This is a genomic window from Streptomyces sp. NPDC001407 (genome assembly GCF_042895325.1).
Classification (GTDB): Bacteria; Actinomycetota; Actinomycetes; order Streptomycetales; family Streptomycetaceae; genus Streptomyces.
Genome location: NZ_JBIAWF010000003.1, coordinates 129,009 through 148,109, shown reverse-complemented (window position 1 = coordinate 148,109; position 19,101 = coordinate 129,009). Strand labels below are relative to the sequence as shown.

General features: G+C 74.3%; 20 protein-coding genes. 9 read left to right on the top strand and 11 right to left on the bottom strand.

Going from position 1 to position 19,101, the window contains the following annotated elements:
- The first annotated feature begins 129 nt into the window (after positions 1-129).
- Complete coding sequence (locus tag ACFY1P_RS06230) at positions 130-846, top strand: (2Fe-2S)-binding protein (RefSeq protein ID WP_390749878.1); 717 nt, start codon at positions 130-132, stop codon at positions 844-846.
- Here ACFY1P_RS06230 and ACFY1P_RS06225 read toward each other — a convergent pair.
- Positions 780-1,478, bottom strand: coding sequence for a PAS domain-containing protein (locus ACFY1P_RS06225; protein WP_390749877.1), 699 nt, complete (start codon positions 1,476-1,478; stop codon positions 780-782). The two genes, ACFY1P_RS06230 and ACFY1P_RS06225, sit on opposite strands and share 67 nt — an antisense overlap.
- A 294-nt stretch (positions 1,479-1,772) precedes the next feature.
- Here ACFY1P_RS06225 and ACFY1P_RS06220 point away from each other — a divergent pair, with 294 nt between their 5' ends.
- Positions 1,773-2,792, top strand: coding sequence for a phosphatidylinositol-specific phospholipase C domain-containing protein (locus tag ACFY1P_RS06220; RefSeq protein ID WP_361531660.1), 1,020 nt, complete (start codon positions 1,773-1,775; stop codon positions 2,790-2,792).
- Positions 2,793-2,897: 105 nt separating this feature from the next.
- A complete protein-coding gene (locus tag ACFY1P_RS06215) occupies positions 2,898-3,113 on the top strand; it encodes a dodecin (protein ID WP_361531657.1) in 216 nt (71 codons plus the stop codon).
- A 7-nt stretch (positions 3,114-3,120) separates the two neighbouring features.
- Here ACFY1P_RS06215 and ACFY1P_RS06210 read toward each other — a convergent pair whose 3' ends face one another.
- Genes ACFY1P_RS06210 through egtA form a run of 5 tightly spaced genes read right to left on the bottom strand, consistent with a single transcriptional unit; the run spans position 3,121 to position 7,961 of the window.
- Positions 3,121-3,606, bottom strand: coding sequence for a universal stress protein (locus tag ACFY1P_RS06210; protein ID WP_390749876.1), 486 nt, complete (start codon positions 3,604-3,606; stop codon positions 3,121-3,123).
- Positions 3,603-4,577: an L-histidine N(alpha)-methyltransferase gene (gene egtD / locus ACFY1P_RS06205; RefSeq protein WP_390749875.1), complete on the bottom strand. Its 975-nt coding sequence runs from the start codon at positions 4,575-4,577 to the stop codon at positions 3,603-3,605. Before egtD ends, ACFY1P_RS06210 begins: the two co-directional genes overlap by 4 nt.
- Entirely contained in the window at positions 4,574-5,356 is a 783-nt protein-coding gene (gene egtC, locus ACFY1P_RS06200; RefSeq protein ID WP_390749874.1) for an ergothioneine biosynthesis protein EgtC, read from the bottom strand. Before egtC ends, egtD begins: the two co-directional genes overlap by 4 nt.
- On the bottom strand, positions 5,356-6,681 hold the full coding sequence (egtB, locus tag ACFY1P_RS06195; protein WP_390749873.1) for an ergothioneine biosynthesis protein EgtB: 1,326 nt from the start codon (positions 6,679-6,681) through the stop codon (positions 5,356-5,358). Before egtB ends, egtC begins: the two co-directional genes overlap by 1 nt.
- Positions 6,678-7,961: an ergothioneine biosynthesis glutamate--cysteine ligase EgtA gene (egtA, locus tag ACFY1P_RS06190; protein ID WP_361532253.1), complete on the bottom strand. Its 1,284-nt coding sequence runs from the start codon at positions 7,959-7,961 to the stop codon at positions 6,678-6,680. Before egtA ends, egtB begins: the two co-directional genes overlap by 4 nt.
- 165 nt (positions 7,962-8,126) lie before the next feature.
- Here egtA and ACFY1P_RS06185 point away from each other — a divergent pair, with 165 nt between their 5' ends.
- Positions 8,127-9,428: a cytochrome P450 gene (locus tag ACFY1P_RS06185; RefSeq protein ID WP_361532250.1), complete on the top strand. Its 1,302-nt coding sequence runs from the start codon at positions 8,127-8,129 to the stop codon at positions 9,426-9,428.
- Here ACFY1P_RS06185 and ACFY1P_RS06180 read toward each other — a convergent pair.
- From ACFY1P_RS06180 to ACFY1P_RS06165, 4 genes are all read right to left on the bottom strand, one after another.
- Entirely contained in the window at positions 9,406-10,161 is a 756-nt protein-coding gene (locus ACFY1P_RS06180) for a hypothetical protein (protein WP_361532247.1), read from the bottom strand. The two genes, ACFY1P_RS06185 and ACFY1P_RS06180, sit on opposite strands and share 23 nt — an antisense overlap.
- Before the next feature lie 64 nt (positions 10,162-10,225).
- Entirely contained in the window at positions 10,226-10,984 is a 759-nt protein-coding gene (locus ACFY1P_RS06175) for a hypothetical protein (RefSeq protein WP_390749872.1), read from the bottom strand.
- Between the two features lie 136 nt (positions 10,985-11,120).
- Entirely contained in the window at positions 11,121-11,885 is a 765-nt protein-coding gene (locus ACFY1P_RS06170; RefSeq protein ID WP_390749871.1) for a crotonase/enoyl-CoA hydratase family protein, read from the bottom strand.
- On the bottom strand, positions 11,882-13,528 hold the full coding sequence (locus ACFY1P_RS06165) for an acyl-CoA dehydrogenase family protein (protein WP_390749870.1): 1,647 nt from the start codon (positions 13,526-13,528) through the stop codon (positions 11,882-11,884). The genes ACFY1P_RS06170 and ACFY1P_RS06165 overlap by 4 nt, the downstream gene beginning before the upstream one ends.
- Positions 13,529-13,613: 85 nt before the next feature.
- Here ACFY1P_RS06165 and ACFY1P_RS06160 point away from each other — a divergent pair, with 85 nt between their 5' ends.
- The 5 genes from ACFY1P_RS06160 (at position 13,614) to ACFY1P_RS06140 (ending at position 18,330) form a co-directional block, all read left to right on the top strand.
- On the top strand, positions 13,614-14,354 hold the full coding sequence (locus ACFY1P_RS06160; protein ID WP_390749869.1) for a PaaX family transcriptional regulator C-terminal domain-containing protein: 741 nt from the start codon (positions 13,614-13,616) through the stop codon (positions 14,352-14,354).
- Between the two features lie 63 nt (positions 14,355-14,417).
- Positions 14,418-15,506: a glycosyl hydrolase family 18 protein gene (locus ACFY1P_RS06155; protein WP_390749868.1), complete on the top strand. Its 1,089-nt coding sequence runs from the start codon at positions 14,418-14,420 to the stop codon at positions 15,504-15,506.
- Between the two features lie 63 nt (positions 15,507-15,569).
- Positions 15,570-16,268, top strand: a complete 699-nt coding sequence (locus ACFY1P_RS06150) for a response regulator transcription factor (protein ID WP_361532229.1) — start codon at positions 15,570-15,572, stop codon at positions 16,266-16,268.
- On the top strand, positions 16,265-17,767 hold the full coding sequence (locus ACFY1P_RS06145; protein WP_390749867.1) for an ATP-binding protein: 1,503 nt from the start codon (positions 16,265-16,267) through the stop codon (positions 17,765-17,767). Before ACFY1P_RS06150 ends, ACFY1P_RS06145 begins: the two co-directional genes overlap by 4 nt.
- Positions 17,764-18,330 carry a hypothetical protein gene (locus tag ACFY1P_RS06140; RefSeq protein WP_361532226.1) on the top strand — a complete coding sequence of 189 codons (567 nt, stop codon included), beginning with the start codon at positions 17,764-17,766 and terminating at the stop codon, positions 18,328-18,330. Before ACFY1P_RS06145 ends, ACFY1P_RS06140 begins: the two co-directional genes overlap by 4 nt.
- A 16-nt stretch (positions 18,331-18,346) precedes the next feature.
- On the opposite strand, the gene ACFY1P_RS06135 is transcribed toward ACFY1P_RS06140, so the two are convergent.
- On the bottom strand, positions 18,347-19,099 hold the full coding sequence (locus ACFY1P_RS06135; RefSeq protein ID WP_361532223.1) for a polysaccharide deacetylase family protein: 753 nt from the start codon (positions 19,097-19,099) through the stop codon (positions 18,347-18,349).
- Between the last annotated feature and the right edge of the window lie 2 nt (positions 19,100-19,101).

The window sequence follows — 19,101 nt, the reverse complement described above, 5'->3', positions numbered from 1 at the left end:
GGCTGACGCGCTGTCATGATGTCCGGCGCGCCTGGTGTGGCGATCCCCGGCCCAGCGGGCGCGCACGCGAGAGGGCCGTGAAAGGCTGACGGTGCCCCTGCCCGCTCCCGAACGGACCCGCCGCCGCCCATGGACCTCCGCGAACTCAGCTCCGTAGGGCCCTTCTTCGCCCTGCGCACCGACGACGACCCCGGCGGCGCGGGGGAGGAGTACCTCTCTCTGACGGGCCGGACCGAGGAGGCCGTACGGCGCAGGGTGGCGACGGTGGCGGAGCGGCTGGGGACGGCGGACCGGCGGGTGGCCGCGTCCATCGCCTACCAGGGCATCGCCGGGCGGCTGCTGTCCGTCGCCCTCGGCTCCGCCGTGCTCACCGGCCGGGTGCCGGACCTCGCCGACGGCCGGCTCCGCTGGCACCCCGCGCGCACGGCCCCCGACGACCTGTGGCTGCCCGCGCCCGCCGCGCTGCCGCCCGCCGCCGACCTGGCCGGCCGGCTGCGCGAGCACGTCCTGGACGGCCCGCTGACCGCCTTGCACGCCGCGGTGCGTGCCGTCGTCCCGGTCTCCGGCCGGCTGCTGTGGGGCAACGCCGCCTCGTCGCTCGCCGGATCACTGCGGGTGCTGCACGCGTGGTGCCGCGAGCGGCACCGGCCCGAGGAGGCGGCCCGCGCGCTCGCCCTGACGCGAGCGCTGCTCGACGCCCCGCCGCTGCGCGGCACCGGCACCCTGACCGCCCCCGCGCCGGGCGGCCCGGCCTTCGCCCGCACCACCTGCTGTCTGTACTACCGCGTCCTGCCCGGCGGGATGTGCGGTGACTGCGTGCTGCGGCACGCGCCCCGCGCCCGCTGAGGCGCCGGGGCGGGGGCGGGCGGCCACTCCCGCGTGGAGAGCACACCGAGGACGTACGCCTTCGCCACCAGAGCCGTGCGGTTGGGCACCCGCCAGCGCCGGGTGAGCCTGGTCAAGTGGTAGTTGACGCCGTCCACGGTCAGGCCGACGGCCTTGCCGATGGCGGCGGTCGTGGCCCCGGCGGCGGCCAGCGCGAGGATGTTCCCCTCCACCACGCTGACCTCCGCCATCGGCTCCACCGGCCGGTGCGACGGATCGGCCCGTACGCGCAGGATCGCCAGCAGCATCGGGTTCGCGGGGAAGGCGTCACCCACCGGGTCCACCAGCAGTTCGCCCTCCCGCTCGATCCCGTCCGCACCGGTCACCCAGCGCACCTCGATCGGGTGACGGGGCCGGCGGCCCAGCCGCAGCGCCTCGATGTGCCGGTCGAGCCGGCCGATGGCACGCGGCCGGAACAGCTCCTGGAGATTGCGGCCGCGCAGTCTGCCGGGCGCCGTGCCCCACTCCGCGGCCATGGCCGGATTGGCGACCGTCACCTCGCCGTCCGCCCGGCAGACCGCGATCGGCGTCGGGATCCGGTCGAGCAGCAGCAGAAAGTGGTTGCGCCAGCTGGTGTATTCCTCGCCGCCCATGCCCGCACCGGCCCCTCGCTCGTTCCATGCCCGTCCAAGGGCCCGTCCAGTGCTTGCCCGGCGCGGCCCGCGCAGGAGCGTCGAGCTTCCCACGACTGCAGGATCGTGCAGTTCTGTATACGGGTGGGTGAGCTCATTTGCGTGCTGCGCACGAGGTTCCCGGGGCACGTGTGCGCCCCGTCCCCCACACTGACCTCCCTGGTCCCCGCACACGATCCAGTAGCCTGCTCATCGCTCGCGGCGCGCGAGATCGACGAAAGTGGTGGGGACATGCGAACGGGCATACGTGCGGGAATGATTGCGGTCACGGCGACGGTCGCGGCGGCCGTCACGGCCGCACCGGCCGGGGCGGGGACGACGGCCGGACAGGCGGCCTGGTCCGCCACCACCTCGGTCGGGGTGCACAACGCCTACGAGAAGGCGAAGTACCCCTACTTCGCCGACGCCCTCGACTCGGGCGCCTCGCTCCTCGAACTCGACGTCTGGACCAACGGCTTCGGCGGCCGCTCCTTCCGCGTCTCGCACGCCAACCCGCTCGCGAACAACAACAATTGCGAGGGCGCCGCCTCACCCGCCGAGCTGCGCACGAAGTCCCGCGACCAGCCCCTCTCCGGCTGCCTCGCCGACATCAGGGCCTGGCACGACGCGCACCCCGGCCACCGGCCCGTCCTGCTCAAGGTGGAGATGAAGGACGGTTTCGACGCCAGCAGCGGGCGCGGCCCGGCCGAGCTGGACGCCCTCCTGGGGCAGAAGCTCGGTGACGCCCTCTACCGCCCCGCCGACCTGGCCGGGAAGCACGCCACGCTCGACGATGCCGTGCGCGCCGACGGCTGGCCGGACAGGGCCGCGCTCGCGGGCAAGTTCGTCGTGGAGCTGATCCCCGGCACCGTGGAGGAGAAGAACCCCCTTGACCGGCTGTGGACCGACCGGGAGTACGCGACGCACCTGCGGGACCTCGCCGCCGCGGGCCGGCTCCGGCAGGCGGGCGCCTTCCCGGCCGTGCACGGAGCGGTGCCGGGCGACCCCCGCACCCGCTACACCGACCCCACGATCCGCCCGTGGTTCGTCCTCTTCGACGGGGACGCGGCCACCTACACCGGCGGAGGCATCGACACGGCCTGGTACGACAGCCGGCACTACCTCGTCGTCATGACCGACGCGCACAAGGTCCCGCCCGCCATCGACATCACCCGCCCCACCGAGACCCAGGCCCGGGACCGCGTCGCCCTCCTCGCCAAGGCCCACGCCAGCTTCGCGACGGCCGACTGGTACCCGCTGCCGCAGGTGCTGTCGTCGGTGGTGCCGCGCGGCTGACCCCCTGCCCGCGGTGTCTTCCAACGGCGGCGCTCGCCTCGCGGGCGGGCGCGCGGTGGGTCACGGTGGGGATGTCCGGACCGTTCCACGCCTGGAGCCCGCGCCATGACCCACCACACGTATCGCGTGACCGAGATCGTCGGCTCGTCACCGGACGGCGTCGACGCCGCCGTGCGCAACGGCCTGGGGCGGGCGTCCCGAACGCTGCGCAACCTCGACTGGTTCGAGGTCACGCAGATCAGGGGCCACCTGACGGAGGGTGGGGTCGGCCACTACCAGGTGGGCCTGAAGGTGGGCTTCCGGCTGGACGACGAGGACTGAGCGGCCGCTACGGGACCACCGTCACCGGCCAGCGGCCCGCCTTCACCAGGCGGACCGCCACCGAACCGATGATCCGGTGGCCGGCCTGCTCGGACGCGCCCACGATCACCGCGTCCGCCGTGAGCTCCTCAGCCGCCTTGACCAGCCCGGCGTAGGGGTCGCCGCGGAAGGTGTGGAACTCCCACCGCATCTCGTGGATCCCCCGCAGCCGCTCCGTCGCCGCGCGGATCTCGGCGAGCAGCTCCTCGGCCACCTCTTCCGTCACCTCCGCCACGGGAGCCCCGAGCGCGGCGCTGCCCGCCAGCACCGGCTGGACGTAGACGATCGCCAGCAGCGCGTGCTGCCGACGGGCCAGCCCGGCCGCGTAGGCGGCGGCGCGCCACGACGTGTCGGAGCCGTCGACACCGACGACGATCACCTTCGGGCCGTCCGTGCCGCGCTCGAAGCCCGCCGGGATGCCTTCGCCGCGCCGCTCGTTCTTCTCCTCGTTCACACAGCGAGGCTAACCGGCACGGACAACGACAGCGCGAAGCGCCCCTCCTCGTCGGTCCACCAGCGGCGCAGTTCCAGCCCCGCGGCCGCCAGTTCCGCGCGCACCCCCTCCTGGCGGAACTTCGCCGAGATCTCCGTCCGCAGCTCCTCGCCCTCCTCGAAGTGCACCGCGAGATCCAGCGCGGGGATCTTCACCACGACGGCGCTGCGGGCCCGCAGCCGCATCTCGATCCACTCCCGCCGCGCGTCCCAGAGGGCGACGTGGTCGAAGTCCGCGGGGTCGAAGTCCGCGCCGAGTTCGCGGTTGACGACGGCGAGGACGTTCTTGTCGAACTCCGCCGTCACCCCCGCGGCGTCGTCGTAGGCGGCGACCAGCGTCCGCTCGTCCTTGACCAGGTCCGTGCCCAGCAGGAACGCGTCACCGCGCGCGAGCCCGGACCGCACCGCGCCGAAGAAGACCGCCCGCTCCTCCGGCCGGAGATTGCCGATCGTGCCGCCCAGGAAGGCGAGGAGCCGGGGACCGGGCGTGTCCGGCAGCGCCAGACCGTACTGGAAGTCGGCGACGAGGGCGTGCACGGTCAGGCCGGGGTGCTCGGCGAGCAGCGTCCGCGCCGCGCCCTCCAGGGCGCTCTCGCTGACGTCGACGGGCACGTAGTGGTCGATGGAGGGCAGCGCCGCAAGGAGGTGGCGGGTCTTGTCGGAGGAGCCGGAGCCCAGCTCCACCAGTGTCCGCGGCCGCAGGACCTCGGCGATCCCGGCGGCCCGGGTGAGGAGGATCTCCCGCTCCGCGCGCGTCGGGTAGTACTCGGGAAGCAGGGTGATCGCGTCGAACAGCTCGCTGCCGCGGGCGTCGTAGAACCACTTCGGGGGGAGCGCCTTGGGGGTACGGGTCAGCCCGGTCGCGACGTCCGCGCGCAGGGCGGCGGCGGTCGCGTCGACGGGAAGGGTGCGGGTCAGGGCGAACGGACTCACAGAACGGGCTCCTTGAGCGCGGAGTGCGGGGCGAGCGGGGAGAGGGGCGACAGCGCGACGCCGGCGCGGGTGGCGGTGAGCAGGGTGCGGTCGGGGACCTCGCGCCAGGCGGGGTCGTCGTCATAGGGCTCGGAGGCGACGACGGTCCGCCCCACGGGGGCGCGAAGCCACCAGAGCGAGTCGCCCCAGGCGGTCGCCGCGATGGTCGCCCCGTCGGTGAGCAGCAGGTTCAGCCGGGAGCCGGGGGCGGCCCCGGCCAGCGCCAGGGTCGCCCCCGCGAGGGCGGACCCCAAGTCCGCGCCCTCGCGCAGCCGGTGCTCGACCAGCGCCCAGACGAACGCCGAGTCGCAGCGCGCCGCCAGCCGCAGCAGCGCCCCCGGGGGCAGCGGGGCGGCGAGCGCGGCGACGGAGTCCGGCCAGCCGGCCAGCGCCCCGTTGTGGCTGAACAGCCAGGGCCCGGAGGAGAACGGCGCCGTGGCCGCCTCCCCGTCGGCGTCCGCCTCGGTGGCGTCCCGCACCGAGGCGAGCAGCGCCTCGGTGCGCACCACCCGGGCGAGGTCGGCGAACGTCTGGTCGCCCCACACGGGACCTGCCCGCCGGTAGCGCGCGGGCACGGGGTCGCCCGGCGCGTACCAGCCGATGCCGAAGCCGTCCGCGTTGACCGTGCCGTACCGCTGTCGGCGGGGTGCCCACGACTGGCGGACGAGCGAGTGCGGCGGCTCGGTGACGGTCGCGCCGATCGTGGACCGCGGTCCCAGGACCGCGAGATGACGGCACATCAGGACGACTCCGCGTCGCGGGCCGTACGGAACCCGGCGAAGATCTGCCGGCGGACCGGCAGGTCCCAGTTGCGGAAAGTGCCCCGGCAGGCGACCGGGTCGACGGCGAAGGACCCGCCGCGCAGCACCTTGTGGGCACTGCCGAAGAACACTTGCGAATACTCGCGGTAGGGAAAGGCCCGGAAGCCCGGGTACGGCAGGAAGTCGCTCGCCGTCCACTCCCACACGTCACCGATCAACTGCCGTACACCCAGCGGCGAGTCACCCGCCGCGTACGCGCCGGCCGGCGCCGGGCGCAGATGGCGCTGGCCCAGGTTGGCGTGGGCCGGCGTCGGGTCCTCGTCGCCCCACGGGTAGCGGCGCGAGCGGCCCGAGGCCGCGTCGTGGCGGGCGGCCTTCTCCCACTCGGCCTCGGTGGGCAGCCGCCGCCCGGCCCAGGCGGCGTAGGCCGCCGCCTCGTACCAGCTGACGTGCAGCACCGGCTCGTCCGGCGGTACGGGCTCCACGACCCCGAACCTCCGCCGCACCCAGGCCGTGCCCTCGCGCCGCCAGAACAGCGGCGCGGCCAGGCCATGGGCCCGCACCTGCTCCCAGCCCTCGGGCAGCCACCACCGCGGGTCGCTGTAGCCGCCGTCCTCGATGAACTGCAGATACGCGCCGTTGCTCACCGGCAGGGTGTCGAGGAAGAAGGGCGGCACGAAACGGGTGTGGGCGGGCCGTTCGTTGTCGAGGGCCCAGGGCTCGGTGGAGGTGCCCATCGTGAACGGGCCGCCCTCGATGAGGACTTCCGCGGGCAGCAGGCCCGCGTCCGGCGCCGCGGGCGGCGGCTCGGGCGCGGTGAGCGCGGCCGGGCCCCGGCGCAGCTGATGGGTGATCAGCATGGTCTCGTCGTGCTGCTGCTCGTGCTGGGCGATCATGCCGAAGGCGAAACCGGCCTCCACCAGCGGGGCGCCGCGCAGCGGGGTGGTCTCCAGCAGGTCCAGGACCCGGCCGCGCACGTCCGCGACATAGCCCCGCGCCTCGGCGGGCGGCAGCAGCGGCAGTGCCGGGCGGCGGGCACGCGGGTGCTCGAAGGCGTCGTACACGGAGTCGATCTCCGGGCGCAGCGCCGCACGGCCTCCCACCGCGCGCAGCAGCCACTGCTCCTCCTGGTTGCCGATGTGCGCGAGGTCCCAGACCAGCGGGGACATCAAGGGGGAGTGCTGGGCGAGGAGTTCGGGCTCGTCCACGCAGCCGGTGAGGTGCCGGGTGCGCTCGCGCGCCGTGACGAGGGCGGTCACGGCGCGCTGCCGGAGGGGTTCGGGATCCCGCGCGGTGCTGGTCATGTGCGGGTCTCCTTGCCGATGACGTGGTCGAGGACGTCGTCGGCGGGACATCGCCGCCGGTCGACATAGCGCGTGACGAAGGAGTCGACGGCGGCGAGGACATGGGGCGGCGCACCCAGCCGGGGCAGTGCCTCGCGGGCGGCGGCGAAGCAGGTGACGGCGGCCCCGTGCAGCTCGGGGTCGGCGAGGCCGCGGCGCGCCGCGTTGCGCCACAGGGCGTTGCGCGGCGCGGGGTCCGGGCCCGCGGTGTCCGCGAGCGCCTTCACCGCGCGATAGGCGGTCTCGGCGGCCACCGGGTCGTCGAAGAGCGCGGCGGTCACGGCGAGCGGCACCAGCCAGCCGTCCTCCCCGGGCTGGGCGTCGATCATGCGCAGCTCCAGGTGGCCCCGCGGCCGCACCGGCGGGAACAACGTTGTCAGGTGGTAGGCGACGTCGTCGGCGGTGACCGGCCGGGGCCGCCCCGAGCGGATCCAGCCCCGCAGGTCCAGGCCCGCGGGCGACCGCCAGGACGCGGCCTCGCCCGACGGCACGCACATCACCGGGGCGTCCAGCGCGTACCGCGCCCAGGCCGCGCGCGGCTCCAGCGTCCCGTCGGGGGCCAGGGTGCGCCCCGGATCCATCCGGGTGTACGTGGCCTGCCTGCTGGAACGCCACCCGGTCGGGCGGCCCGACTGCAGCGGGGAGTTGGCGAACGCGGCCAGCAGCACCGCGCCCAGCAGGTGAGCCAGCCGCCACCGCCGTCCGAACCCCAGCGGCCCCGGCTCCTCGAAGCCGGCGTCCACGCACACCTGCACGGACGCCGTCCGGCACATCATGGTGCGCCCGGCGCCGTTCAGGCGGTCGTAGTGGGCCTCCATCGCGTCGTAACGGGGCGTGTCGAGGACGCGGTGGCGCCGGTGCCAGGGGTCCAGGCCGTAACCGGCGAGGACGAGGCCGAGGTCGCGCAGTGCGGGCCTGGCGAGGGCGAGATCGGCGGAGACCTCCGCCACGCAGGAGGCGAGGGACTCCGCGGGCCGGGAGCTGAACTCCACCTGGCCGCCGGGTTCGAGGGTGAGCAGGGACTTCAGCGGCAGGGTCCGCAGCCGGTCGACGGCGGCTGCCAGCAGGGCCGGGGGGACGGGACGGGCGGGGTCGCGAAGATCGTGGACGAGCCATTCCAGTTCGACGCCGAGGCGCCGCGGTGGCCCGGTCTTGAAGCAGATCCCCCGCACGAGCGCGTCCACTTCCGCTTCGCCGACGACACGGGCGGCGTCCGCCCTGTCGGACTCGGTGTCGGTCACGGTCCGTACCTCCGTCCGTTTCCTGCTTCCCGCTTCCTGCTCTCGTTCCCTGTCCGCGTGCCGTCAAATCGTCCCCCCCTCGCCTCTCACCATGGGCGCAGGGGACCCTCCGACATTGTGGCGAGCCCTTGACGTGCCCGCCAGAGGAGGGCGTACGGTCCCGAGGTGACCGCACCCGAGGTGACCTCCGACGTCTTCCTCCCCGGCACCTACGCCCGCGGAGTGCCCTACGCCCGCTTCCGCGAGTTACGGGCGAGCGCCCCCGTCTGCCGGATCGGGGAACCGGCCGTGGGTCCCTGGCCCGCGGGCCCCGGCTACTGGGCGGTATTCCGGCACGCCGACGTCAAGCGCGTGCTGCGCACCCCGGAGGTCTACTCCTCGCACCTGGGCGCCACCCAGCTCCGCGACCCCGGCACCGCGGAGGAGCTCGCGTTCGTCCGGGCCATGATGCTCAACCAGGACCCGCCCGGCCACGCCCGGCTGCGCCGCATCGTCGCCTCGGCGTTCACCTCGCGGGCCGTCCGGGAGCTGGAGACCGTCATCGAGACCCGCGCCCGTGCGCTCGTGGACGGCGTCGCCGGGCGGGGCGCGGCGGACTTCGTGGAGCTCACCGCGGACCTGCCCGTGCGGACCCTCGCCCACCTCATGGGGGTGCCGGACGAGGACCGGCTGCTGCTCTACGACTGGTCGAACCGCGTCATCGGCTACCAGGACGCCGACCACGCGCAGTCCAGCACCGCCGACCCCGAGGCGCTGAGCCCGATGGGCCGCGCGGCCCTCGCCCACCGCCCGCCGACGCTCACCCGGCCCGACGGCAGCATGATCAGCCCGCGGTCGCGCGAGGGGCTCGCCGACATGTTCGCCTACGCCCACGCGCTGGCCGACGAGGTCCGGCCCGGCAGCGTGCTGGCCCGCATGTGCGCGGGCGGGCTGACCCGCGACGAGTTCGAGACGATGTTCTTCCTCTTCGTGGTGGCCGGGAACGAGACGCTGCGCAACGCCATACCCGGCGGGCTGCTCACCCTCCTCGACCACCCCGGGCAGTACGAGCTCTTCCGGACCGAACCCGCCACGACGGACACGGCGGTCGAGGAGGTGCTCCGCTACTGGCCGCCCGTCATCGACTTCCGGCGCACCGCCACCCGCGACACGGAGCTGGCCGGGGTGCGCATCCGGCGCGGCGAGAAGGTCGTCGTCTACCACGCCTCCGCCAACCGCGACGAGAGCGTCTTCCCCGACCCCGACCGCTTCGACATCACCCGCACCCCCAACGACCACGTCAGCTTCGGCTACGGGCCGCACTTCTGCCTGGGCGCCCACCTGGCGCGCACCCAACTGCGGGCCATGCTGCGGGCGGCCGTCGACCGGCTGCCCGGCCTGGAGCTCGCGGGCGAACCGGTGCGGCTGACGTCCAACCTCCAGAACGGGCTCAAGCGACTGCCCGTCAGGTGGCGAACATGTCCGTGAACGGGCCGACGGCGTCCGACACCGCGTGGCCGAAGGGCGTGTTGAAGTCCCAGATGAGGAAGAGCAGGAAGGCGATCATCGCGCTGTAGACACCCGCGAGCAGCAACTCGCGTGGGGAGCGCCGGATCTGGAGGGTGAAGATCAGCCCGACGGCGACCACGGCGCCCCCGATCAGCCCGAACCACACCACGCCCGGCATGGTGTCGTTCGCGTTCTGCGCCCGCGCGGAGCGCGCGGCGTCCGCGGCCCCCACCTGGTCCAGCAGCGGCTGGTACGACTGCGACTCGTGGTCGTCGCGCGGCACGTACGAGGTGACGTCCTCCCGCACTTTGGCGAGCAACTGCTCGCTGCGGTCGGTGATCTCGCCCCGCTTGAGCATCACCGGCCATTCCTTGTGGACCACGTAGCTCACATACGCGTCGACGTCCTCACGGGTGCGGTCCCGGACCGCCGGCGCGTACGCCTGCACCCGCTCGCTGACCTCGTGCAGCGCCTGCGCCTCCGCGCGGACGCCGTCCTGCGCGGTGTTGCGCGCCTCCCAGACACCGGCGATGGCCAGGCCGAGCACGATGGCGTACACGACCCCGATCATCATCGTCATGTACTCGATCACGTCGGGGGTCTCGGAGGGGTCGTCGTCCTCGGTCAGCCTGCGTTCCCGGAGCACGGTGATCGTCAGGACGACCGCGCACGCGGCGGCCATCGCGAGGGTCAGGACCAGCCACTCGGCCAAGGGAACCTCCGGGAAGAGCGGGGGTGGACAAGGGGGCGAACAGGTGGGACGACGTACCGGTGGGTCAGCTCCGCCCACCGCCACCGCCGCCGCGCGGCCGCAGCATGGCCGCGGCGAGCACGGCCGGGGCGGTGAGCACCAGCATGAGGATGACCGGCGAGGAGCCGCCGGGGGCGGGCAATCCGGCCGCCTGGTGGTAGGTACGGGGCGCGATGTGGGCCGCGGCGACCGCGGGCACGGGGTTCGGGGCCGGTGGAGCGGAGGGCGCCGGGGGCGGCGGCGCGGGTGCCGCGCGCTTCACCACGACGGCGGCGGGGGCCGGGGCGGGCGGTGGTGGAGGGGGCGGCGTGGGCCGTGGTGACGGGGGAGCCGGGGCGCGGGGCGCGGGCCGGGGACCGGCCGTCCGTACGGGCGGCGGCGGTGCCTGAGGGCAGTCGGCACTGATCAGCGCCGAACTCTCCGCACCGTGCGAGAGCACCGTCAGACAGCCGCGCCCCCGGATGACCACCGAGGTGGCGTCGTCGCCCCCGCCGCCGGAGACCCGGACCTGCCGGTGGTGTCCGTCGTCGATGACGACCGACGGCGAGAGATCGCCCGGCCCGTCGCTCGTCACACGGACCGAGGGCGGGCGGCTTCCGTCGCGCTCATGCTCCGGCGGCGGCGCGGCGCGGGTGGTGCCGGGGGCGGCGGTCGCGTGGGAGGGGCGCGGCCCGCCCGCCGCGGGACCAAGGTCGCCGTCAGGTGCCGGCGCGCCCGCCGCTGTCGCCAGCACGGCCGCGAAGGTCACGATGCCCGTACGCCCTGCCCGTACCCATCCACTCACGACGCAGATCTTGGCGGTCGCGCGCGCCTCGCGGCCAATTCCCCGGCGTAATCCCTTCGATGGGATGAAGAACTGTGTGCGTTGTGTGCAGAAACGTAACGTGCAACTCCGTTACGGGGAGCGGGGATCCGGGGCCTCAGAGGTGGGTGAAGTCCCCGTGCCGGCCCGCGCCCGCCGCGAAGCGGGCCGCGCCCTCGGCCGCCTCGGCCAAGGAGGTGCGCCCGTGGGCGAGTTCGGCCGCCAGGGCCTCGTCCTCTGGGAGGCCCTCCTGTGCCAGCAGGGAGGCGCGGTCGCTCCGGAGGCACGACTGCGGGAACCGGGCGATCTCCGCGGCCAGTTCCTCCGCCGCGGCCCGGGCCCCGCCGGGCGGCACCAGGCGGTTCGCGAGGCCCATGGCGTACGCCTCCGGAGCGGGCACCGGGCGGCCCGTGAGGACCAGGTCCATGGCCCGGCTCGCCCCGATCAGCCGCGGCAGCCGCACCGTGCCGCCGTCGATCAGCGGCACGCCCCAGCGGCGGCAGAACACCCCGAAGACCGCGTCCTCCTCCGCCACCCGCAGATCGCACCACAGAGCCAATTCCAGCCCGCCCGCGACCGCGTGACCGCTCACGGCCGCGATGACCGGCTTCGACAGCCGCAGCCGGGTCGGGCCCATCGGGCCGTCGCCGTCGGGCGCGACGCGGTTGCCCCGCTCCGTGCCGAAGGCCTTGAGGTCGGCGCCCGCGCAGAAGGTGCCGCCCTCGCCCCACAGCACCGCCACCCGCGCCGCGTCGTCGGCCTCGAACGCCCGGAAGGCGTCGGCCAGCAGGGCCGCCGTCGGGCCGTCCACGGCGTTGCGCGCGGCGGGCCGGGCGAGGACGACGGTCGTCACCGGGCCGGAGCGTTCCGTACGGACCGTCACAGCGTCTCCTTCGCCCGCGCGCGGTCCAGGATCGGGCCGAGGTCCGCACCGATGGGCAGGGTGCCGAACGCGTGGCCCCAGTCGCCGTCCAGCCGGGACGCGCAGAAGGCGTCGGCGACGGCCGGCGTGCCGTACCGCACGAGCAGGCTGCCCTGGAGCACGAGCGTGAGCTGCTCGGCGACGCGGCGCGCCAGCAGCTGGGCGCGGTGCGGGTCGGCGAGCGAGCCGAGGAGACCGCGCAGGCGCACCACGGCGGCGTCCAGCCGGGTGTCCGCCCCCGCCGCCGTGCCGACCTCGGCGAAGTAGGCGTCGAGGGCGGCCGGTTCCTTGGTCAGCGCGCGCAGCACGTCCAGCGCGCCCACATTGCCCGAGCCCTCCCAGATGGACAGCAGCGGCGCCTCGCGGTAGAGCCGGGGCATGCCGGACTCCTCGACGTAGCCGTTGCCGCCCAGGCATTCGAGGGCCTCGGCGGCGTGCGCGCTGCCGCGCTTGCAGACCCAGTATTTCCCGGCGGCGAGCGCGAGCCTGCGCAGCGCCGCCTCCGCGGGGTCACCGGCCTCGGCGGCGTCGAGCGCGGCCGCCAGCCGCATCGCCAGCACAGTGGCCGCCTCGGACTCCACGGCGAGGTCGGCCAGGACGTTGCGCATCAGCGGCTGGTCGATCAGCTCGGCCCCGAACGCCCGCCGGTGCGCCGTGTGATGCAGCGCCTGCCGCAGCCCGGCCCGCATGCCGGCCGCCGACCCGATGACGCAGTCGAGCCGCGTCATGTTGACCATCTCGACGATCGTGCGCACCCCGCGCCCGGGCTCGCCCACCGGCCAGGCCACGGCTCCCTCGTACTCGATCTCCGCCGAGGCGTTGGAGCGGTTGCCGAGCTTGTCCTTCAGCCGCTGGAGGCGCATGGCGTTGCGCGTGCCGTCGGGCAGCACCCGCGGCATGAGGAAGCACGTGAGCCCCTCGGGCGCCTGAGCGAGCATCAGGAACACATCGCTCATCGGCGCCGACGTGAACCACTTGTGACCGGTGACCACGTACGAACCGTCGCCCGCGGGCACCGCAGTCGTCGTGTTGGCCCGGACGTCCGAGCCGCCCTGCTTCTCCGTCATCGACATGCCCGCGATCAGCCCCCGCTTGCCCAGCGGGGGCCGGAGGCCGTAGTCGTACGCGCGCGAGGCGAGCAACGGCTCGTAGGCGGCGGCGAGGTCCGGCTGGGCGCGCAGCGCGGGCACCGCGGCGTACGTCATGGAAACGGGACAGCCGTGCCCCGGCTCGGCCTGTGCCCAGACGTAGAACTTCGCGGCGCGCACCAGATGGGCCCCGGCGCGGGGCTCGGCCCAGGGCGCGGCGTGCTGCCCGCTCGCCACTGCCTCGGCCATCAGCTCGTGCCAGGCCGGGTGGAACTCCACCTCGTCGACCCGGTGGCCGTAGCGGTCGTGCGTGCGCAGCACCGGGGGGTACGCCTCCGCGAGCCGCGCCCGCTCCTGGACCTCCTCCGACCCAGCGCGCGCCCCCAGCGCGCGCACCTCCGCCTCGCCCCAGCCGCCGCCGTCGCGGCGCAGCGCCTCCAGCAGCGCCGGGTCGTCGGCGGTGGTGAAGCCGGTCAGGGGCGGGGCCTGGTTGAACACGTCGTGGGTGGCGTTCACGGGGGACCTCCGGACGGGGCGCGCAGCGGCATTACAGTTTTATGATGCGTGATCCAGCACTGTAATGAACAGGGTTTCGACAACCATGGACGACACCGGCACCCGCCTGCCCCTCCGGCCGCTGACCGCGCGCTCGGTCGTGCTCTCCACCCTGCTCGGCCACCACCCGCCCGCGCTGCCCGCCCGCGCCCTCGTCCGCGCGGGCGCGCTCTTCGGCACCGCCGAGGGCACGGTACGCACCGCGCTCACCCGCATGGTCGCCGCCGGTGACCTCGAACAGCGCGACGGCACCTACCGGCTCACCGACCGTCTCCTCGCCCGCCAGGCCCGGCAGGACGACAGCCGCGCCCCGCGCACCCGCGCCTGGGACGGCGGCTGGGAGATCGCCGTCGTCACCACCGAGCGCCGCGCCCCCGCCGACCGCGCGGCGCTCCGCCAGGTGATGGCGGCCCTGCGCCTCGCCGAGCTCCGCGAGGGCTGCTGGCTCCGCCCCGCCAACCTCGTCCGCGACCGTCCCCCCGTCGTCGCCGAGCAGTGCGCGGTCCTCACCGGCGAGCCCGAGGGCGACCCGGCGCGGCTCGCGGCGACGCTGTGGGACCTGGAGGGATGGGCGGCGCGGGCCCTCGCGCTGGAGGCGGCGCTGCGCCCGGGCGGCCTCGCCGAACAGTTCACCGTCTCGGCGGCGGTCCTCCGCCACCTCCTGGCGGACCCGGTCCTGCCGGCCGCGCTGCTGCCGCCGCACTGGCCGGGGGAGCGGCTCCGCAGCCGCTACGAGGCGTTCGACCACGACTTCCGCGAGCTGCTGCGGAGACATCTGGGGGTGTAGCCCCGGCCTCCGTGCGGGGCAACCACGCTCGCGCCACCGGCCGGCCCGCCCCACGCTGGTCACATGATCCGCACCCGCGCAGCGGTCCTGGCCGCGCTGGCCGCACTGAGCGCCGCCCCCGCGACCGCCCCCGCCGACGCCGCCCCGCCACCACAGCGCGACGTCTCCGCCTGGCTGCCCTACTGGGAGCCCGGCGCCTACCGGGACGCGCTCGCCCACGCGGAGCAACTGCACACCGTCAGCCCCTTCTGGTACGAGACCACCGCCGCCGACCACGTCACCGCGCACCCCGGCGCCGGCGACCGGTCCGTGATCGACGGCCTGCACCAGGCGGGGATCAAGGTCGTGCCCACCGTCACCGAGACCCTTGGCGCCGCCGCGATGGCGGACCTCACGGGAGACCCCAGGACCCGCGCCACACACGTCGAGACCCTGCTGCGCCTGGTCACCGACCTCCCGTACGACGGCCTCGACCTCGACTACGAGCAGATGAACGACAGCGCCGCCGACCCCGTACTCCTCGACCGGGTGCGCACCGGCTTCACCGCCCTGACCGGCGAGGTCTGCGAGCGGCTGCACGCGCTGCGCAAGCAGTGCACGGCTGCCGTCTTCCCCCGCTCCGCCACCCCCGGCCACGACCTCGGCCCCGTCTTCGACTACGCCCGGCTGGGCCGTTCCCTCGACCGGCTGCGGATCATGGGCTACAACCTCCACGACGCCCTCGCCCCGCCCGGCCCGCTCTCCACCCCCGACTGGTACGACGAGATCCTGCGCTACGCCACCGCCAGGCTCCCCGCGAAGAAGATCGAGATGGGCATCCCGGCCTACGGCTGGGACCACGCCGTGGGCGACCCCGGCCGGGCCACCCACCGCACCTGGCGGGAGGCCGAGGAGCTGCGCCGCAGGACCGGCGCGCCCTATGCCCTGGACCCCGTCGCGCACACCCCGCACTTCACCTACACCGAGGACGGCAAGCAGCGCGAGGTCTGGTACCAGGACGCCCGCGGGACCGCCGACCACCTGCGCGTCCTTCGGAAGTACGGGGTCGCGGGGACGGCACTGTGGGCGCTCGGCTTCGAGGACCCCGGCCTGTGGCCCGTCCTCGCCGGCGCCCTGCCCGGCGCCGCTCCGGCGAATATGAGCAGTCGGTGACAGTTCGGCCGCCCGGAGGGCCGAATGTCGTACTGGTGTGCTGATGGGACGGATACTGGCCGCATGTCACGCGTGCTTCTGATCGAGGACGACCGAGCCGTACGGGAAGGTGTCACGCTCACCCTGCGCCGCCGCGGCCACGAGGTCGAGGGCGCCGCGACCGGCGAGGCCGGTATCGCCGCCATGGAGACCTTCCGCCCCGACCTCGTCCTGCTCGATCTGATGCTGCCCGACAAGAGCGGCTTCGAGGTGTGCCGCAGGATCCGCGCCACCCGGCAGATCCCGATCATCATGCTCACCGCGCGCGGCGACGACATCGACGTCGTACTCGGCCTGGAGGCGGGCGCCGACGACTACATCGTCAAGCCCGCCCGCGGCGAGGTCCTCGAAGCCCGGATCCGGGCCGTGCTGCGCCGCGCCGCTCCCGGCGACGGCGGCCCCGACCCGGCCGTGGCCCAGCCGGTCGAGACGCACGGCGACCTCACCATCGACCGCGCCGGCCTGCTCGTGGCCAAGCACGGCCAGGACCTCCCCCTCGCCCCCTCCGAGATGAAGCTCCTGCTCTACCTCTCCTCGACGCCCGGCCGGGTCTTCAGCCGCCAGCAGCTCCTGGAACACGTGTGGGAGCACAGCTACCACGGCGACGCGCGGCTGGTCGACGCCTGTGTGATGCGCCTGCGCACCAAGGTCGAGGACTCCACGAGGTCCCCGAAGTACATCCAGACCGTGCGTGGTTTCGGCTACCGGTTCGGACCCCTGTGACACGCCGGCTGCTCCCGCGCCTCGGCGGACCGCGCCGCCCGGAGTTCCGCCGCCCGAATCTGCGCGGTGCCGCCAGGGGGCTGCGCGCCCGCCTGATCGTGGCCTTCCTGCTGGTCGCGGCCCTCAGCGCGCTCACCACGGCCGGGCTGACCTTCCGCTCGGCCCGCACCGCGATCCTCAAGCACACCCAGGACACCACCATCGACTCCCTGCGCTCGCAGGTGAACTCGCAGGTGCCCGACTACACCTTCCCGCTGACCCCGCAGGCCCAGGCCGACCTCAGCCGCCGGCTCGCCGCGGCCGGCGGCGCGCAGCGCTGGATCATCCACCTCCGCTACCAGGGCGGGGCGATGGTGCCCCCGGTGGACGCCAACCGGGCCATCCCGCAGGGCCTCCAGCAGAAGGTCCGCTCCGGCATCCCGGCCTTCCAGCGCATGGACATCGACGGCGACCCCTGGCTCGCCATCGGCCTGCCCGTCACCTTCAAGGACACCAGCCGGCCCTCCGGCCTGGAGGTCTACGCCCAGATGGCGCTCCGCGAGGACGAGGCCAATGTGCAGGCCCTGGTCAAGGCCGCCCAGAGCGGCGCCCTGCCCGCCGTCGCCCTCGCCGCCGTGCCCGCCCTGATCGCCGCCCGCGGCGTGCTGCGGCCCGTACGCGAACTGCGCCGCGCCTCCCGGAAGATCGCCGTCGGTGAGCTCGACACCCGGCTGCGGGTGACCGGCCGCGACGAGCTCGCCGACCTCTCCCGGACCTTCAACGACATGGCCGAGGCACTGGAGGAGAACGTCGCCGAGCTGCGCCGCATGGAGGCCAACTCCCGGCGCTTCGCCGCCGACGTCTCGCACGAGCTGCGCACCCCGCTGGCCGCCATGACCGCCGTCGTCGACGTCCTCGACGAGGACGCCGCCACGCTCGACCCCGACACCGCCTACGCTGTCCGGCTCATCAGCGAGGAGACCGGGAAGCTCGCCCGCATGGTCGAGGACCTGATGGAGATCTCCCGCTTCGACGCGGGCGCCGCCGCCCTCCACCTCGACGAGGTCGACGTCTCGGAGACCGTGCGCAAGACCCTCCAGGCACGGGGCTGGCAGGACAAGGTGGCCGCCGACCTGCCCGAGGGCGTACGGGCCCGGCTGGACCCGCGGCGCGTCGACGTCGTGGTCGCCAACCTCGTCGGCAACGCGCTCAAGCACGGCGGGGAACCGGTCAGCGTCGCGGTCCGCGCCGAGGAACGGGTCACCGGCGAGCGGCTGCTGATCGAGATCGCGGACCGCGGGCCGGGCATCGACCCCGACGTGCTGCCGCACGTCTTCGACCGGTTCTTCAAGGCCGACTCCGCCCGCGCCCGCTCCGAGGGCAGCGGCCTCGGTCTCGCCATCACCCTGGAGAACGTCCGCCTGCACGAAGGGACGGTGCGGGCCGCCAACGCACCCGGAGGAGGAGCGGTGTTCACCGTGGATCTGCCCCTGCGCCTCGGCGGGGGTGAGGAGGCATGAGGATCCCCGCCGGGAAGCCGCGCGCGGCCGCCGCCGCGCTGCTGCTCACCACGCTCGCGGGCTGCGGTGTCACCACCACCGACGCCATCGACGCCGGCCAGCCCGCCACGGGCGCCAGGAAGCCGGGGGTGACCAACACCTACGAGGTCAGGCTCTACTTCATGACGCCCACCGGCATGGCCTCCAGCAGCCGGGACGCCGGGGACACGGTCGGCCCGGAGGACGCCGTCGGCCTGCTCCTGAAGGGGACCAACCAGCCGGAGAGGGAACGCGGGATGTACTCCGATCTGCCGAAGACGAACGGCGAGGTCCACGTCACCACCGGCACCATGCGGGTGGGCATCCAGCTGCCGTACAACGTGCTGAAGCTGTCCCCGGTCGCCCGCAGCCAGCTCGTGTGCACGGCGGCGAACGCCGAGGCGCCCCGGGGGCGGCCGATCCAGGACGTGAAGGTCGAGCTCAGTGGCGGCAGTTATGTCATCTCGGACCTGGTCTGCGACAACAACAACGCCTTCCCCGCGGCCCAGCTCCCCACCCGGACCGCGGCGCCGACCGCCCCCTGACGGGGCCGGGAAGCCCTCAGATCTTGGGGAAGCTGAAGGTGTAGCCCTCCTGCTTCAGCCAGGGCAGCAGCCGGCCGAGCGCCTCGACGGTCTGGGCGCGCGAGCCGCCGCCGTCGTGCATCAGCACCGTCGGCCCCTTGCTCAGCTCCCGCTTGGCCGTGGCCAGGATCTTCTCGACACCGGGGTGCTCGAAGTCCTTGGTGTCCACGTTCCAGCCGAGCGGGCGCATGCCGTTCTCGGCGGCGATCCGCCGGCTGTCGGGGGTGAACGCCCCGCCCGGGGCCCGGTAGTAGCGCACGGGCTCGCCGCCCGAGGCGTCCTCGATGAGCTTCTGCGCGTCCAGGATCTCCTTCTCCTGGTACGCCACCGGCTTCTTGTCCATGGTCGTGTCGTGCGATATCGAGTGGTCGCACAGCCGGTGCCCCGCCGCCACGACCTTCTTCACCAGGTCCGGGTGCTTCTGCGCGTTCGGGCCGATCATGCAGAAGGTCGCCTTGGCGCCGTACTGCTCCAGCAGGGCCAGGACCTTGGGCGTCCACGTGGGGTCCGGGCCGTCGTCGAAGGTGAGGTTGACGGTCTTCCCCTGGTCCTCCGAGATCCGCACGATCTCGTCGCTCACACTCTTCGCGGGCGCGGGACGGTCCGACACCTTGGCGCTGTTCCCGCCGCCCCCGCCGTGCTCGGCGGCCACGGCGATGGTGCCCGCGGCCACCGAGAGGACCGCCGCCGCGGCCGCGATCCGGATCGTGTGCTTCTTCTGCAGCGCCATGG

Bases quoted from the DNA above. Each gene is read 5' to 3' on its own strand.
- ACFY1P_RS06230 (WP_390749878.1), top strand. From the start codon at position 130: ATGGACCTCCGCGAACTCAGCTCCGTAGGGCCCTTCTTCGCCCTGCGC.
- ACFY1P_RS06225 (WP_390749877.1), bottom strand. From the start codon at position 1,478: ATGGGCGGCGAGGAATACACCAGCTGGCGCAACCACTTTCTGCTGCTG.
- ACFY1P_RS06220 (WP_361531660.1), top strand. From the start codon at position 1,773: ATGATTGCGGTCACGGCGACGGTCGCGGCGGCCGTCACGGCCGCACCG.
- ACFY1P_RS06215 (WP_361531657.1), top strand. From the start codon at position 2,898: ATGACCCACCACACGTATCGCGTGACCGAGATCGTCGGCTCGTCACCG.
- egtC (WP_390749874.1), bottom strand. From the start codon at position 5,356: ATGTGCCGTCATCTCGCGGTCCTGGGACCGCGGTCCACGATCGGCGCG.
- egtB (WP_390749873.1), bottom strand. From the start codon at position 6,681: ATGACCAGCACCGCGCGGGATCCCGAACCCCTCCGGCAGCGCGCCGTG.
- ACFY1P_RS06160 (WP_390749869.1), top strand. From the start codon at position 13,614: ATGGACGACACCGGCACCCGCCTGCCCCTCCGGCCGCTGACCGCGCGC.
- ACFY1P_RS06155 (WP_390749868.1), top strand. From the start codon at position 14,418: ATGATCCGCACCCGCGCAGCGGTCCTGGCCGCGCTGGCCGCACTGAGC.
- ACFY1P_RS06150 (WP_361532229.1), top strand. From the start codon at position 15,570: ATGTCACGCGTGCTTCTGATCGAGGACGACCGAGCCGTACGGGAAGGT.
- ACFY1P_RS06140 (WP_361532226.1), top strand. From the start codon at position 17,764: ATGAGGATCCCCGCCGGGAAGCCGCGCGCGGCCGCCGCCGCGCTGCTG.
- ACFY1P_RS06135 (WP_361532223.1), bottom strand. From the start codon at position 19,099: ATGGCGCTGCAGAAGAAGCACACGATCCGGATCGCGGCCGCGGCGGCG.